Source organism: Ruegeria sp. CDSC085, from assembly GCF_059610465.1.
The window spans coordinates 17993-30745 of record NZ_JBXWNR010000024.1 but is presented as its reverse complement, the minus strand read 5'-3'; the positions used below and the strand labels follow the sequence as shown (position 1 = coordinate 30745).

The 12753-nt window shown below is 56.0% G+C and carries 13 protein-coding genes; 5 read left to right on the top strand and 8 right to left on the bottom strand.

Going from position 1 to position 12753, the window contains the following annotated elements; translation table 11 throughout:
- Nucleotides 1-880: 880 nt before the first annotated feature.
- Nucleotides 881-1282 (bottom strand): helix-turn-helix domain-containing protein, encoded by a 402-nt coding sequence (locus AC2FJB_RS20920; protein WP_496720508.1) that lies wholly within the window; start codon nucleotides 1280-1282, stop codon nucleotides 881-883.
- Nucleotides 1283-1728: 446 nt separating this feature from the next.
- Between AC2FJB_RS20920 and AC2FJB_RS20915 the strand changes: the two genes are divergently transcribed.
- Complete coding sequence (locus AC2FJB_RS20915) at nucleotides 1729-2094, top strand: helix-turn-helix domain-containing protein (protein WP_496720510.1); 366 nt, start codon at nucleotides 1729-1731, stop codon at nucleotides 2092-2094.
- A gap of 22 nt (nucleotides 2095-2116) precedes the next feature.
- Nucleotides 2117-2494, top strand: a complete 378-nt coding sequence (locus AC2FJB_RS20910) for a hypothetical protein (RefSeq protein ID WP_496720512.1) — start codon at nucleotides 2117-2119, stop codon at nucleotides 2492-2494.
- A 799-nt stretch (nucleotides 2495-3293) separates the two neighbouring features.
- Here AC2FJB_RS20910 and AC2FJB_RS20905 read toward each other — a convergent pair.
- Nucleotides 3294-4577: a cytochrome-c peroxidase gene (locus tag AC2FJB_RS20905; protein WP_496720514.1), complete on the bottom strand. Its 1284-nt coding sequence runs from the start codon at nucleotides 4575-4577 to the stop codon at nucleotides 3294-3296.
- 3 nt (nucleotides 4578-4580) lie between these two features.
- On the opposite strand from AC2FJB_RS20905, the gene AC2FJB_RS20900 reads away from it, so the two are divergent.
- Nucleotides 4581-5051, top strand: coding sequence for a tetratricopeptide repeat protein (locus AC2FJB_RS20900; RefSeq protein ID WP_496670467.1), 471 nt, complete (start codon nucleotides 4581-4583; stop codon nucleotides 5049-5051).
- Between the two features lie 30 nt (nucleotides 5052-5081).
- Here the strand turns inward: AC2FJB_RS20900 and AC2FJB_RS20895 are convergent, their stop codons facing one another.
- From AC2FJB_RS20895 to AC2FJB_RS20870, 6 genes are read right to left on the bottom strand one after another with little or no spacing between them, the layout of a single operon-like run.
- Nucleotides 5082-6143, bottom strand: a complete 1062-nt coding sequence (locus AC2FJB_RS20895; RefSeq protein ID WP_496720516.1) for a TRAP transporter substrate-binding protein — start codon at nucleotides 6141-6143, stop codon at nucleotides 5082-5084.
- A 24-nt stretch (nucleotides 6144-6167) separates the two neighbouring features.
- Nucleotides 6168-7457 carry a TRAP transporter large permease gene (locus tag AC2FJB_RS20890; protein ID WP_299897880.1) on the bottom strand — a complete coding sequence of 430 codons (1290 nt, stop codon included), beginning with the start codon at nucleotides 7455-7457 and terminating at the stop codon, nucleotides 6168-6170.
- Nucleotides 7458-8045, bottom strand: a complete 588-nt coding sequence (locus AC2FJB_RS20885) for a TRAP transporter small permease (protein WP_299897877.1) — start codon at nucleotides 8043-8045, stop codon at nucleotides 7458-7460. It abuts the gene before it with no gap.
- Between the two features lie 53 nt (nucleotides 8046-8098).
- Complete coding sequence (locus tag AC2FJB_RS20880; RefSeq protein WP_162896908.1) at nucleotides 8099-8614, bottom strand: flavin reductase family protein; 516 nt, start codon at nucleotides 8612-8614, stop codon at nucleotides 8099-8101.
- Complete coding sequence (locus AC2FJB_RS20875; RefSeq protein ID WP_496720518.1) at nucleotides 8614-9504, bottom strand: aldo/keto reductase; 891 nt, start codon at nucleotides 9502-9504, stop codon at nucleotides 8614-8616. The genes AC2FJB_RS20880 and AC2FJB_RS20875 overlap by 1 nt, the downstream gene beginning before the upstream one ends.
- Nucleotides 9504-10658, bottom strand: a complete 1155-nt coding sequence (locus AC2FJB_RS20870; protein ID WP_496720520.1) for an LLM class flavin-dependent oxidoreductase — start codon at nucleotides 10656-10658, stop codon at nucleotides 9504-9506. The genes AC2FJB_RS20875 and AC2FJB_RS20870 overlap by 1 nt, the downstream gene beginning before the upstream one ends.
- Before the next feature lie 105 nt (nucleotides 10659-10763).
- Between AC2FJB_RS20870 and AC2FJB_RS20865 the strand changes: the two genes are divergently transcribed.
- Both AC2FJB_RS20865 and AC2FJB_RS20860 read left to right on the top strand, forming a co-directional pair.
- The gene (locus AC2FJB_RS20865; RefSeq protein ID WP_299637980.1) at nucleotides 10764-11474 is read left to right on the top strand and encodes a GntR family transcriptional regulator; all 711 of its coding nucleotides are present in this window, start codon (nucleotides 10764-10766) and stop codon (nucleotides 11472-11474) included.
- A 12-nt stretch (nucleotides 11475-11486) separates the two neighbouring features.
- On the top strand, nucleotides 11487-12584 hold the full coding sequence (locus AC2FJB_RS20860; protein WP_299637982.1) for a Gfo/Idh/MocA family protein: 1098 nt from the start codon (nucleotides 11487-11489) through the stop codon (nucleotides 12582-12584).
- The last annotated feature ends 169 nt before the right edge of the window (nucleotides 12585-12753 follow it).

The following is a 12753-nucleotide window of genomic DNA, read 5'->3' as shown; positions in this document are numbered from 1 at the left end:
AAAATGACCAAATGTCAAGCTAAGGATGGTGCTGAACCATCTAGACGGCAGAAGGAGCTTAGAGCGGCGTAGGGAAAAGGTGGAAGTATACGGGCCATCGGTCGGGAGCACTCCTCCCGACGATCTCTGTTCACACATCTCTGGAAATCACCAAGCCTTTTAGGGCGCCCCTGCATTCTTGCCTCCTCACGGGAAAGCCTAAGCCGTCGAGAATATTCTTTTTTCCCGGCACGATTTTTTACTTCTTGAGTGTTCGCAGGTTTCTCATCTCGGAACGTCAAAAGGTCTACTTGGCTTGTTCGGGCGCGTAAGCTCTCTATATGGCTCGTGCTGAGCCTAGCTGTACGCTGGCCAGAGTTGAATAAGTGTTATTCTCTATGTCAGGTGTGACCCAACATGTGTTTCGTCGCTCAGAGAGCTTTTTTAGCTTGCGTTCGGTTGCGTTTTTTCCAGAGAGTCATGTTTTATTGTGTTTGTGCGCTTAATAGGTTTACATTTTGGTCTGAAAAACCTGATTTCGGGCCGGATCTGTCAACTTAATGTAAACTTAGTGTAAACCTTTTGGCCTGAAATCGGCTGTTTTGAGAGGTATAAGGTTTACATTCCGTCGATCCCGGGAAGGCGAATGTAAACCTTTGTCAACCTTGTGCAACCTCAATTCAATCAGCGAGGGACCCGGCGAGGCAGGGTTCACCAGCCATTCCTCGCCGCAATCTCGAAAACCCATTCCATTTTTCTTTGTGAGATCGACAAAGGCGCCTCAATAGTTGCACTCTCCGTAAGGTAGGCTCAGGATCACTTCCGTTGCTCACGTCACGCAGAAACCGCAACCAGGCGCGCTCATTCAATGTCAGGACGTCGTTCTGGTCACACATGGCTCCTACCTCCCAAAGATAGTCTTGATCGCCGTTTCTGACCGGCTGGTCAGCCGAGGATCGGTGTTGTTGGAGGCCTTGCGAATTGCTTTTAGCCAGCCAAGTTCATTCGACGTGACAGGTTCTCCGAATACCTCGACAACTGCCTCAGCAGCAGTCAGGCCGATCGATTGCTCAATTGCGAGGCGCATAAGGTAGGCGGCGTCGCATTCCAAAGCTTTCGCCAAAGCCGGGACACGATCTAACGCCACCTTGGAACTACCCTGCTTGATCATCGTGATCATGTTCGGGTTGACGTATCCCACCTGCGCTGCGATCTCGGCCTGGTTCTTGGTCGGTTTCAGTTCGAGCACCCTCCGTTCGACAAATTTCGCCATCCGGGAATCTTCATACGGTTTTTTGGTCATCGCTATCCTCTCAGAAGTGATGCAGCACACGCTACATGTCTTCGATATAGCGACGGTGAGAATGGGAATGCGTCGCAGGATTTGCTCGCAATGAAACCGCAACGCTATTGCAGCGCTATCTGACACTTAAGTGCAATGACTGGCTTCCAATGCCTTTGTTTTGTTGACTTGCACCCAGGCAACTCGCCTTCGGGAGGCAGGGGTCGGAGGTTCGAATCCTCTCACTCCGACCAATAAAATCAACCAGTTAGTTGGGTTTGAGCGGTACGGCTATCGCTGCATACCCGGACTTAGTCCGGATTATTTTGTTTTCGAGGCCTGGATTCCACCTAACGGTGAAAGAAAAACCGCTGAGGGGGCGGCCACCCACCTCAACGGCAATGCAAATATTTCTGCGCGCTCAACTTATCAAAAAGGTGACCTTACCGCAATCGCGGGAGGCGCACATGTCTAAGCTCAATCGTTTTGAATGGCTGAAGGCCGTTCTGCAATGTGCCGACCTCAACTCATCTACAAAAGCGGTCGCATCAGCGCTCTCTTTTCAGTTCGCCAACGACAAAACTGGCCAGCTCAATCCATCCCTGAATACTTTGGACGAGTTTCTGGCGGGTATGTCTTTGGCGACCATAAAACGATGCCTTCGTCAGCTTGTTGAGTTCGGCTGGCTCTATCGGACCGAGGGACGTGGCGCGGGAAATTGCACCGAGTATGCGGCCATGATCGACCGCATGGATCAATCGATTGGGAGGTTGGTCGCAGAGTTGAAAAGTATAGGACAGTTCGAGAACACATTGATCATGTTTTTTGTCTGATAACGGCGGCTGCGCGGAGTTCATGGCAGAAGACGGATGGGCCAAATTTTTCCCGGACACGACGCAGGATGGACAGCAGATCACAATAGGAAACCGCCTGGACGTGATGCCGGGTGATGCCCAGATCTACCAGAGCGATGACAATCAGTGGGCAAATGTCTCGAATGCGCCATTTCGCCTGTTCAAGCACTATGTCCATGAGGGCGGCATCTCGACCCCGCTCATTGCCCATTGGCCAAAAGGCATTGCACCGAAGATTAAAGGGCATGCGGCCTGTCATGTGGCCGACATCTTGCCCACCATTCTGGAGGCGTCGGGGTGCGCCTACCAATCTGAGGTGGGTGGTCACACGATTCAACCCATGCAAGGGCAATCTTTGATGGACGTGTTTCGCGGATAGGACTGGACCCGCGAAGAACCAATCTTTTTTGAACATGAGGGCAATTCTGCTATCAGACTTGGCCAGTTCAAACTTGTCAGGCAGCACGAAAACTGGACAGAGAAGACAGGTGTCCTGGATTGGGACCTCTCGCTTCTCAGGCGCCTTGAAGCGTGGAAGATCAAATTTGCCAAAGGCTAGACAATCCGGCCATTCCCAACAGAGCAGAAACCACGCGAAATGGGCTCTGAGCCGAATCGAGAGGCGATACAGCACTACTTGAAAGCTCCTCACACTTGAGGGCAGTCGGCCCATTGCTGCCTTTGGTCGGTGGGCTTCGCTGCGGTGCGACCTGTAAGCAACGACATTTGCTGCAGACGCGAAAAATGATGGGGGCGGACTCATAGATCGCGGACAATGCCAACATTTGAAACCTGCACTCAGAAAGGCGAAGCGCAACAAGAGCATCCCACCAGTATGCTTTCCTGATCGATACCCGATAGATCAGCAAGTGCGTATGACGGCTTTGTTGGTGGTTTTTCGTATCCGGGGGTGGCGATAAGGACGCGCGGTCGAGATTGAATTCATATGGTAACGGAAATATGCCGCCCTAAAGAACAGCGCCCCAGATACTGATGTTTGTCTTGTCAGATTTAGTCGGTCCGATACCATATCAGAAGTGAGTATTTTTTGTTCGCGCCGCTCTACAGAGACTTTCTTTCTACGGATCACTTCATTCCACGCTCGCGTCAGAAGGGAGAGACAAGAAGGACGGCAGGATGCGATTTCTCTGGCCGTATCTTGGTGATATGAGGGATGATTAAGGAGCAAATCCCTTCGGCACACCGAATTTCGACGAGTCGACGCTCCTACCTGTCAACGAGTGCAGAAAAGCAATCAGGTTTTGGGTTTCCACTTCCGTGAGTTGGATCGGTTCAATGTCATTTTTTTCGCGTTGACGTTCCATTTCATAGTAGTCCTCCCAAACTAGGAAATCAGTTTTTTGTAACCATGGTACCTCGGGTAATGCAGCCATTTGAGGAGTCCATTTGTCCAGGCTTGCCTGCGGATCCAAATGATGGCGAATGACGCTTTCAAGATCGGGGAACGCGCCATTGTGACCATAGGGCGCGGTCAGGGCAACGTTTCGTAGCATCGGGGTGCGGAACCTGTAAGCATCCTCCAGGCGGTTGCTTTCACCCATGCGGCCCACATCCCGGACGAAGGGATCCCACTGCCGGGTACGACCCGGCCCAATGGGTGGTAAACCCAATGCATGGAACTTCTGATCTGACAAGAGCGGTCCGGTGTGGCAGGTGGAGCAGCGAGCTTCGCCGTAGAATAGCTTCATCCCATCCATTTGTGCTGTTGAAAGGGCATTCGTGTCGCCCGCAAGGTAGTGGTCAAACGGGCTGTCGGTGCTACGCCACTCAATCGCCATGAAAGCGGCCAGAGCGTTGGCGACGTGGGTGATAGTTATGTCCTCGGTCGTCTCGACCTCATCAAAGGCGGCGACGATGGCCGGACCATAGCGTGGATCAGTGCGGACGCGTTTCGCCAGAATCGGCCAACCCTTGTCAATACGATCATGCACCGCGCCCGTGACCTCATTTTCGGCCACATTGCCCGCCATCTCGAATTGTGAGGTCAGGGGAAACAGAGCCTGCGCCGCAAGCAGAGAATTCAGGCCTTCGGGCAGCCACTCCTGCGCCGGGGAATTGAAGCCGTTGCCGTAGTCGTTGGAAATGCTCAGCCTGCCGTCATGAAAGACGGTGTGAATGTCCTTGGCCCCAAGGTTCCATAGGCCCGGTGAGTTGCGGGGGATGCGTTTGCGTATTTTGTCGGCCCCGGTGCCGGGTGTGCGGTCCGGTCCCAATCCCTGCCCGCCTTCTCCTATGCCCAGCGACAACCCGTCCGAGGTGCCGAAATCCGGGTGGTGACAATGGGCGCAGGTAATATTGCGGTTGCCGGACAGGATCGGGTCGTAAAACAGTTGATGACCGATGGCGGCCTGTTCCATATCAAAGGGGATAAAGTCATCATCGGTCAGCGGGTGCGGCAAATCCTGTGCCGCAGCGGCCGCGACCCAGGAGAGAGCAATCATCCCATGCGCCAGCTTGTTTTTGCCCTTTGCGTTTTTGCGTCTCCGGCTCTGGCTGAACTGGAGCAAGCGCGCGATATGATGGAAGCCGGACAGTTTGCAGCCGCACGCGAGGAACTTCTTCCAGCCGCTCGCTCGGGCAACGCCGAGGCCGAGGAGTTGATCGGCGTGATGTACGGGCTGGGTCTCGGGGTCGAGCAGGATTACGAACGGGCCTTTGAATGGTATCTGCGCGCCTCGATGAAGGGGCATCCGGGGGCGCAGTCGGGCGTTGGCTGGTACTACGAATTGGGTCTGGGCATACCTGCGCCCGATTTGGTGCGTGCGTATATGTGGTACACGCTCAGCGCCATCGGCGGCGACCCCGACGCGGCGATCAGCCTTGAGGAAGTGGTAAAGAAAATGTCGCCGGAGCAAATCGAAAGGGCGCATGTTCTCGTCAATGACTACAAAGGGTGGATGTACCCGTTTCGGTGAGGGCCGGGCCGTAAAGCCCGACCCTTCCGTTTAGTTCAGGTCCGCATCGCGAGCGGCGTTGACGTCCGCCTCAGCCGCCGCAACCGCTTCGGTCAATGCAACGAAGATCTCATCGCCACGAGCAACGTTGGACTGGAACCAATCATAGACTGGCGTTGCGGCCTCTTTGAACGCAGCTTTCTGTTCGGGTGTCGGCACATAGAGGTCACCGCCACCGGCGACGAAATCCTCATAGGCTTGAATCGACTTGCGCTTGGGAGAAGCAAAAGTGGCCTGTTGCAACGCATAGAACCCGTCGACCACGACGCGGCGCATATCCTCAGGCATCTCTTGGAACTTGGCGTTGTTCATCCACCACAGTGCGCCCATATAGGCGTGGCCGTCCAACGTCACATATTGCAGGCCCGCATCCGGAAATTTCATGCCCATAATGTCGGTGATGCCGTTCTTGGATCCTTCAACGACACCGGTCTGGAAACTGGTGAACAGTTCCGGCCATGGGATCGGGGTAGGCGAAGCGCCCAACGCCTTGACCAGTTCCTGCGGCAGATCGGCGACCACGGTGCGGATTTTCAAACCTTCCATATCGGCAGGCTCAGCAATCCGGCGCTGGGTGTTGGCAAAGTTGCGCCAGCCGCCGGTGTTGCCGATGGTCATCAGGCGGATTGCGCCACCGGAATCCTCAAGCGCCATGTCACGCATGGTACGGGTGAAGTCGCCCGACAGTACATGCTCGGCAATGCGATCATCGGCCATCAGATAGGGCAGGTCTAAAACCTGCACGTAGGGAAAGATGCCTGAGGCACCGCCGGAAGTGGAGATGTAGATGTCGATTGTGCCATCTGCCACGCCCTGCAAGCATTCGGCTCCGTTCGAGCAGAGCTGTGTGCCGATGAACAGATCGACTTCAATCGCGCCGTTCGAGGCAGATTCGACATAATTCTTGAAGACGATCAGACCATCATAATCCTCATCGTTTTCGTTCGAATTTGCAGTTGCGCGCAGCGTATAGTCGGCGGCTGTCGCGGCCATTGCGGACGCCGCCACCAGCGATGTGGCCACCGCTGCGGTTTTGATAAAGTCTCTGAGCATGCGTTTCCTCCCTGTGGAACTTGGTTAGTTGGCAAATCCCGTTATCCTCGGGATCGTCATGGATAGTGCGGGGATATACGTGATCAGGAAGATCACGATGATTTCGACCGCCAGGAATGGCAGGATCGCCTTGGCGATGGTTTCGACCCGTTCGCGGGATACGGCTGCTGCCACAAACAGCACCAAACCCATCGGTGGTGTGGCGAGGCCGACCGTCAGGTTGACGCTCATGATGATGGCGAAATGGATCGGGTCGACGCCGAGGCTAGTGAAGATCGGGCCAAGGATTGGTCCAAGGATGATGATCGCGGGGCCTGCGTCCAAGAACATGCCGACGATGAACAGTAGCAGGTTGATCAGGAACAGAAGGATCAGCGGGTTTTCTGACAGGCTGAGGATCAGCGAGGCCAGTTGTTCCGGCGCATGGCTGAGGCTGACAACCGTCTTGAACGCCATTGCCGCGCCGACCAGCAGAAGAACAACGGCTGAGGTCATGCCTGCGTTGCTGAGCACCTCGGGAACTTCTTTCCATGTCAGTGTGCGCAGGACGAAGAAACCGATGATGAAGGCATAACCCACGGCGACTGCCGCAGCCTCAGTTGGCGTGAAGATACCACCCAGAATACCGCCCAGAATGATCACCGGTGTCATAAGTGGGAAGAAGGCCTTTAAACTGGCCTGACGCCGCTCGGACCATGTGTATTTGCGGCTGGCGACGGGGAAGTCGTAGCGGTCGGCCATCAGTTTGATCATCAGCATCAGACCGACTCCGACCATCACGCCCGGAACGATACCCGCAAGGAACAATGCGGCCACGCTTTCGCCCATCACATAGGCATAGATGATCATTATGCCCGAGGGCGGAATGATCGGCCCGATCACGGAACTCGCCGCCGTGATCGCGGCGGCAAATTTGCGGGTGTAGCCCTGTTTCTCCATCGCCGGGATCAGCATTGATCCCAACGCGGAGGTATCAGCAACGGCAGAACCGGACAGGCCCGCGAACAGGATCGAACTGAGGACGTTCACATGCGCCAGACCACCGCGCAGGTGGCCCATCAAAGCCTGGGAAAACTCGACGAGGCGGATGGTTATGCCGCCTCGGTTCATGAGCTCCCCTGCCAGCATGAAGAACGGGATAGCCATCAGAGGGAAGCTGTCCATGCCGTTATAGACATTGCGATAGAGCAGCGTGATGTCGTTCGTCTGGCCGTTCAGCCACAGCAGGATTCCGGGCGCCGCGAGCAAAGCGAAAAAGACCGGCAGGCCGATCAGCAGGAAAATCAGGAAGGTGGGCAGGAACCAGATCAGCATTTATTCGGCCCCCACTGCCGCATCGGGAATTTCGGGCAACAGGTGGCCGCCGCCCAACAAAGTGATGAAGGACCGCAGGATCAGCTCGATATTCACCGAGATCAGCAGGATAATCCCCACCAGCAGCGATGCCATCATCCAACTGCGCGGAATGCGATACCATTCGTCGAACCCGAAAGAGGTGGGCAGATACAGCGCGGCAGTGGCGAATTTGCCGCCAAAGCCGGTGACCTCGGACCAGCCGATGTTGACTGCGACCACCAAGACGGAGAGCGCGATCAAAAGCAGGAACAGATTCAGCGTTTGGCCGATGACGCGGGGAAGGAAGCGTTCCAGCATGTCTATGGCCACAAAGCCGCCGCGCCGAAAGGCGGTGGGCGCCATAAGACCGGTCATCCACAACATGCAGAACCGCGCGGCCTCATCCGGCCAGGGCAGCGCGTTGCCCAGAACGTATCGGAAGAACACCTGGATCAGAATTGCGATAACCATGAGCGCAATCGCAACAACACCAACCGCGCGGCCCAGACGCAGCACGGTTTCATTCACGAATGCAATCGGCGCAAGCACCGATGCCAGTCCGCTCATGCGGATCCTCCCTTGTTCAGCCGCGGGTATGTCCCACGGTCGTCAAATCGCGCTTAGGCTTTCGCGAATTGGCCGAGTTTCCCAGCATAGAAGGTCAGCGCGTCTCCATCAGACATGCTGGCCTTGAGAACCTTTCCAACTACAATAACGTGATCGCCTGCATCGTGATACGCGTGCTGTTCGCATTCGAACCGAGCCAGGCAGTCCGCCAACACAGGTGTCCCATTCTCACAGCGCTCGTGGTTGATGTCCCGCAGTGCAAAGGCGTCTTTCGAGCAGCCGAAGCACAGCTCGGCCTGTTCCGAGGACAGCACGTGGACGCTGAAATGACGGGCTTTGTGGAAATAGGGGAAGCGGCGCGAGTTGCGGTCTCCGGCCCACATGATCAGCGGTGGGTCGAGCGATAGGGACGAAAAGCTGTTCGCGGTGATGCAGACCGGCCCGTCCGCGCTGTCGCAAGTGACGATGGTGACACCGGTCGCAAAGCGGCCGAAGGCATCGCGCAAGGTGCGGGTGTCGTCCTTTTGAGGAACGAAGGTGTGTGTCATGTCCTTTGAGATTGCGTTCATCATGGAACCTCGTGCCCCAGTGCCGCCTCGTACAGACGGAACCAGCTTTCCCGATCCAGTTTGACTTTCAATGCGTCCGAGGCGCGTTTGATCCGGTCCAGACTGTTGGTGCCCAGAACCGGCAGGATGTTGGCCGGATGGGCCAGCAGGAACGCCACGGCGACGGCGGCGCGATCCACGCCGAACTCGGCTGCGATTTCATCAGCGACGACCCCAACCGGTGGGTTTCCGGCCATCAACAGACCTCCACCCAGCGGCGACCATGCCATCAACGGATGGCCATGCCGTTGGTGAAACGCCAGGTCTCCGTTGGTGAAGGGGCTGATCTCACCGAGAGAGATTTCGATCTGGTTGGTGACCAACTGCGTTTTCATCGCGGATTGCAGCAACGACCAATCCCACGGGCGGAAGTTGGACACACCGACGGCGCCGACCTTGCCACTGGCAACAACCTCATCCAGAGCTGCTCCAGTTTCATGGTGGTCCATCATGGGATCTGGGCGGTGGATCAACAGCAGATCGATGTGGTCAATCGCCATTTCCGACAGCGACGTGTCGACCGATTTCAGAATGTGGGCGCGCGAGGTGTCGTAGTATTTTACTTTCGCATCTGCGTAACGGCCAACCGGCGCGACGATGTCACATTTGGTGACAATTTCCATCTTCTGACGCAGGCTTGGATTGGCGCGCAGGGCCGTGCCCAGCACAGCCTCGGCCTGGTAGAGGCCATAGATGTCGGCCTGATCGAAGGTGGTGATGCCCTGATCTAGGCAGGCCTGAATCTTGGCCTCGACATGGCCCGCGGACGTGTCACTGTCATCGCCCAACCGCCACATGCCATAGACAAGGCGGCTCATTTCCAGCGAGTCAGATAGTTTCACACGTTGCATCAGCGGCGTTCTCCGTTGCCCAGCGGTGTGGCCGGGGTCGCATTTGGAACCCTTCCGTAAGCTTTGGGAAGGGAACAGGTTTTCAGGTTCGGCAACACGCGGGCGCCGAAATGACGGGCTTCGTCCAGATGCGGGTAGCCCGAGAAGATGAAGGCGCGGATGCCCATCTTCTGGTATTCCTCGATCTTCGACATAACCTGATCGGTTGATCCGACCAGAGCGGCACCGCAGCCAGACCGCGCCCGGCCAACACCGGTCCAGAGGCTGGGTTCGACATAGCCGTACTCATCCGCCAGGTCGCGATTCCTGGCCTGATGCGCCACACCCAGCGAGGTCGAATCCAGCGCCCGTTCGCGGATGGCGCGACCGTATTCGTCGTCCAGCTTCGAGACGATGTAATCCGCGTATTCCCGCGCCTCGGCCTCGGTATCGCGAACGATCATATGGACACGCAGGCCGTAATCCAGCGTGCGGTCGTAGTTTTCAGCGACGGCGTGAACAGCCTTCATCCGTTGAGCCAGTTGGTCCTTGGTTTCAGGCCACATCAGATAGACATCGCAGTGCTCGCCACACAGATCCAAAGCGGAGGGAGAATAGCCGCCGAAATAGAGTAGCGGCCCTCCAGTCTGGTATGGCTTGACTGGATCAGTGGTCATGCCCGAGAAGTTATAGACTTCGCCTGCATGATTGATCTCATCCTGCGTCCAGGCCTGTTTCAGAATCTCCACCACTTCGCGCGAACGTTGATAGCGAAACGCGCTGGCGGCTTTCTCACCGGGAAAGTCGGATGAGATGATGTTAACCGTCAACCGCCCCTTCAGCATGTGATCCAGCGTTGCGATGGTGCGGGCCAGCATGATCGGTTGCATCTCACCACAGCGTACGGCGGCCAGCAGGTTGATCCGGTCGGTGATCGGAGCGCAGCCGGCGACAAAGCTCAGCGTGTCTTGACCGACCTGATAGGAGGACGGGCAGAGGATGTTGCGAAAACCCTGCGCTTCGGCCTCTTTCACAATGTTCGAACAATGCTCCCAACTCGACCGCAGGTCGCCATCGGGAACGCCAAGGAACTGGTAATCATCCGAGCACAGCGCGGCAAACCACGAAACTTCGGCCGCATCCAGATCGGGGGATGTGATGGGGACGATGCTCATTTGATTCACGCTCCGTACATCTTTGACTTTCCTCTTGCGTAGCAATCGCTTTGATGTAGATCAATAGTGTATCAATTCTTCCTGCGGCCGAGTGAAGCGTCTACTGTGCCTGTGTCCAACCGAAACCAAAATGCCCTGCCGGTATATATTCAGATCGCGGAACTTCTGATCCGTGACATCGCGGCTGGTCGCCTTATTGAAGGTGAGCGCTTGCCACCCGAGCGCGAGATGGCCGCGGAGTTGAATGTCTCGGTTGGAACGCTGCGAAAATCGCTCTCTGAGCTAGAAAAAAAGGGGATGTTGGAGCGTATCCAAGGCTCGGGCAACTACATCCGCGAGACCGGCACACAAAACAGCGTCTATGCAATGTTCAGGCTGGAACTGCCTGAAGGAGGTGGCCTGCCACGTGCAGATATCCTGTCGGTTGACCATCTGAAGAAGCCAGTCGAACTGCCAAAATTCGGTGCTTCTGATGCCGGTTCGCGTGTCCGGCGGATGCGCTACCTGAATGATACAATCATCGCTGTCGAAGAAATTTGGCTGGACGAATCAGCCGGCCTAATCGACCAGAGCCTGCTGTCCGACTCGCTCTATCGCTATTATCAGCACCAATTGGGCTTTTGGATTGCAAGGGCCGAAGACAGAGTCTCGGTCCGGCCTCTACCGGACTGGACGCCCCCAAACTTCACCAAACCAGCGGGCCAAGCGGTAGGTTATATCGAGCGGTTCAGCTGGTCGGAAAGCGCCGAACCCGTTGAATTCTCAAAAACATGGTTCGACCCGGATCGGGCCAACTACGTTCAACGTCTGAAGTAAAAGGAATCGCACATGACCCGGACCATCAATTACGGGCTGATTGGATGCGGAATGATGGGGCAAGAGCACCTGCACAATATCGGATTGCTGGAAGGCACCAGTGTGGCTGCGATCTTTGAACCAGATCAGGAGATGGCAAAAGCCGCTAAGGCAATTGCGCCAACTGCAACCATGGTAGGTTCCGTGCAAGAGCTTCTAGCGGTAGAGGAGCTGGACTGCGTCGTCATTGTCAGCCCGAACCATCTTCATGTGGACCAGATCTGCGAAATCGCTGAAACACGTCCACTACCGCTTTTGGTAGAAAAGCCATTCTTCACCAACCCGCAAGACATGCCCCGACTCGAGCAGTTGCAGCGCGACTATCCCTGCCGGATTTGGGTTGCGATGGAATACCGGTACATGCCCCCCATTGCTGCTCTGATCGAGAAGGCTGAGGCGACAGGTGGGGTAAAAATGCTATCGATCCGCGAGCATCGTTTTCCATTCCTGGACAAGGTCGGCAACTGGAACCGGTTCAACCGAAATACTGGTGGTACTTTTGTCGAGAAATGCTGCCACTTCTTCGACCTGATGCGTCTGATATTGCAATCCGATCCGGTGCGTATAACGGCAAGTGGTGGGCAGGCGGTGAACCATTTGAACGAGAGTTACGACGGTCAAACCCCAGATATTCTGGATCACGGCTATGTTCTGGTCGACTTTGCTTCGGGTGCGCGCGCGATGTTGGAACTTTGCATGTTTGCCGAAGGCTCACGCTATCAAGAAGAAATATCGGCCGTCGGACCGGACGCCAAGATCGAGGCGTTGGTGCCCGGACCCGGACGATTCTGGCCCGATCATTTGGGAACCCCGCCACTGCCGCAGTTGATCCTGAGCCCGCGCAATCCCAAAGGTCCGGTATCAATGGACGTTCCGGTGGACCCCAACCTTTTGGCGGCCGGGGATCACAATGGGTCGACCTACTATCAGCATAAAGGGTTCCTGGCCGTGCTTCGTGGCGAAAAGGCAAAACCGGATGTGAGTTTGAAGGACGGCCTCTGGGCCGTTAGGATGGGGCAAGCGGCACAACAAGCAATAGAAACTGGTGAAACGGTTTACTTGATCGATTGATTGGGGCCGGAGTCACGGGTGCGGGTTTCAACCGCTAAACAGCCCCATTGTTGCAGGCAGTGTCTGTCATCGAACGATTTGGAATACGAGCGTTTGATTGGTTTAGGGAGCGACTCCGGCTCGTTGCAGTATAGGGCGGCAAGGCCAGACTTTGGTCTTGACCCCAGAA

Excerpts from the sequence above, each read along its gene's own strand:
- AC2FJB_RS20920 (WP_496720508.1), bottom strand. The coding sequence starts at position 1,282 with ATGACCAAAAAACCGTATGAAGATTCCCGGATGGCGAAATTTGTCGAA.
- AC2FJB_RS20915 (WP_496720510.1), top strand. The coding sequence starts at position 1,729 with ATGTCTAAGCTCAATCGTTTTGAATGGCTGAAGGCCGTTCTGCAATGT.
- AC2FJB_RS20910 (WP_496720512.1), top strand. The coding sequence starts at position 2,117 with ATGGCAGAAGACGGATGGGCCAAATTTTTCCCGGACACGACGCAGGAT.
- AC2FJB_RS20905 (WP_496720514.1), bottom strand. The coding sequence starts at position 4,577 with ATGATTGCTCTCTCCTGGGTCGCGGCCGCTGCGGCACAGGATTTGCCG.
- AC2FJB_RS20900 (WP_496670467.1), top strand. The coding sequence starts at position 4,581 with ATGCGCCAGCTTGTTTTTGCCCTTTGCGTTTTTGCGTCTCCGGCTCTG.
- AC2FJB_RS20895 (WP_496720516.1), bottom strand. The coding sequence starts at position 6,143 with ATGCTCAGAGACTTTATCAAAACCGCAGCGGTGGCCACATCGCTGGTG.
- AC2FJB_RS20890 (WP_299897880.1), bottom strand. The coding sequence starts at position 7,457 with ATGCTGATCTGGTTCCTGCCCACCTTCCTGATTTTCCTGCTGATCGGC.
- AC2FJB_RS20885 (WP_299897877.1), bottom strand. The coding sequence starts at position 8,045 with ATGAGCGGACTGGCATCGGTGCTTGCGCCGATTGCATTCGTGAATGAA.
- AC2FJB_RS20880 (WP_162896908.1), bottom strand. The coding sequence starts at position 8,614 with ATGAACGCAATCTCAAAGGACATGACACACACCTTCGTTCCTCAAAAG.
- AC2FJB_RS20875 (WP_496720518.1), bottom strand. The coding sequence starts at position 9,504 with ATGCAACGTGTGAAACTATCTGACTCGCTGGAAATGAGCCGCCTTGTC.
- AC2FJB_RS20870 (WP_496720520.1), bottom strand. The coding sequence starts at position 10,658 with ATGAGCATCGTCCCCATCACATCCCCCGATCTGGATGCGGCCGAAGTT.
- AC2FJB_RS20860 (WP_299637982.1), top strand. The coding sequence starts at position 11,487 with ATGACCCGGACCATCAATTACGGGCTGATTGGATGCGGAATGATGGGG.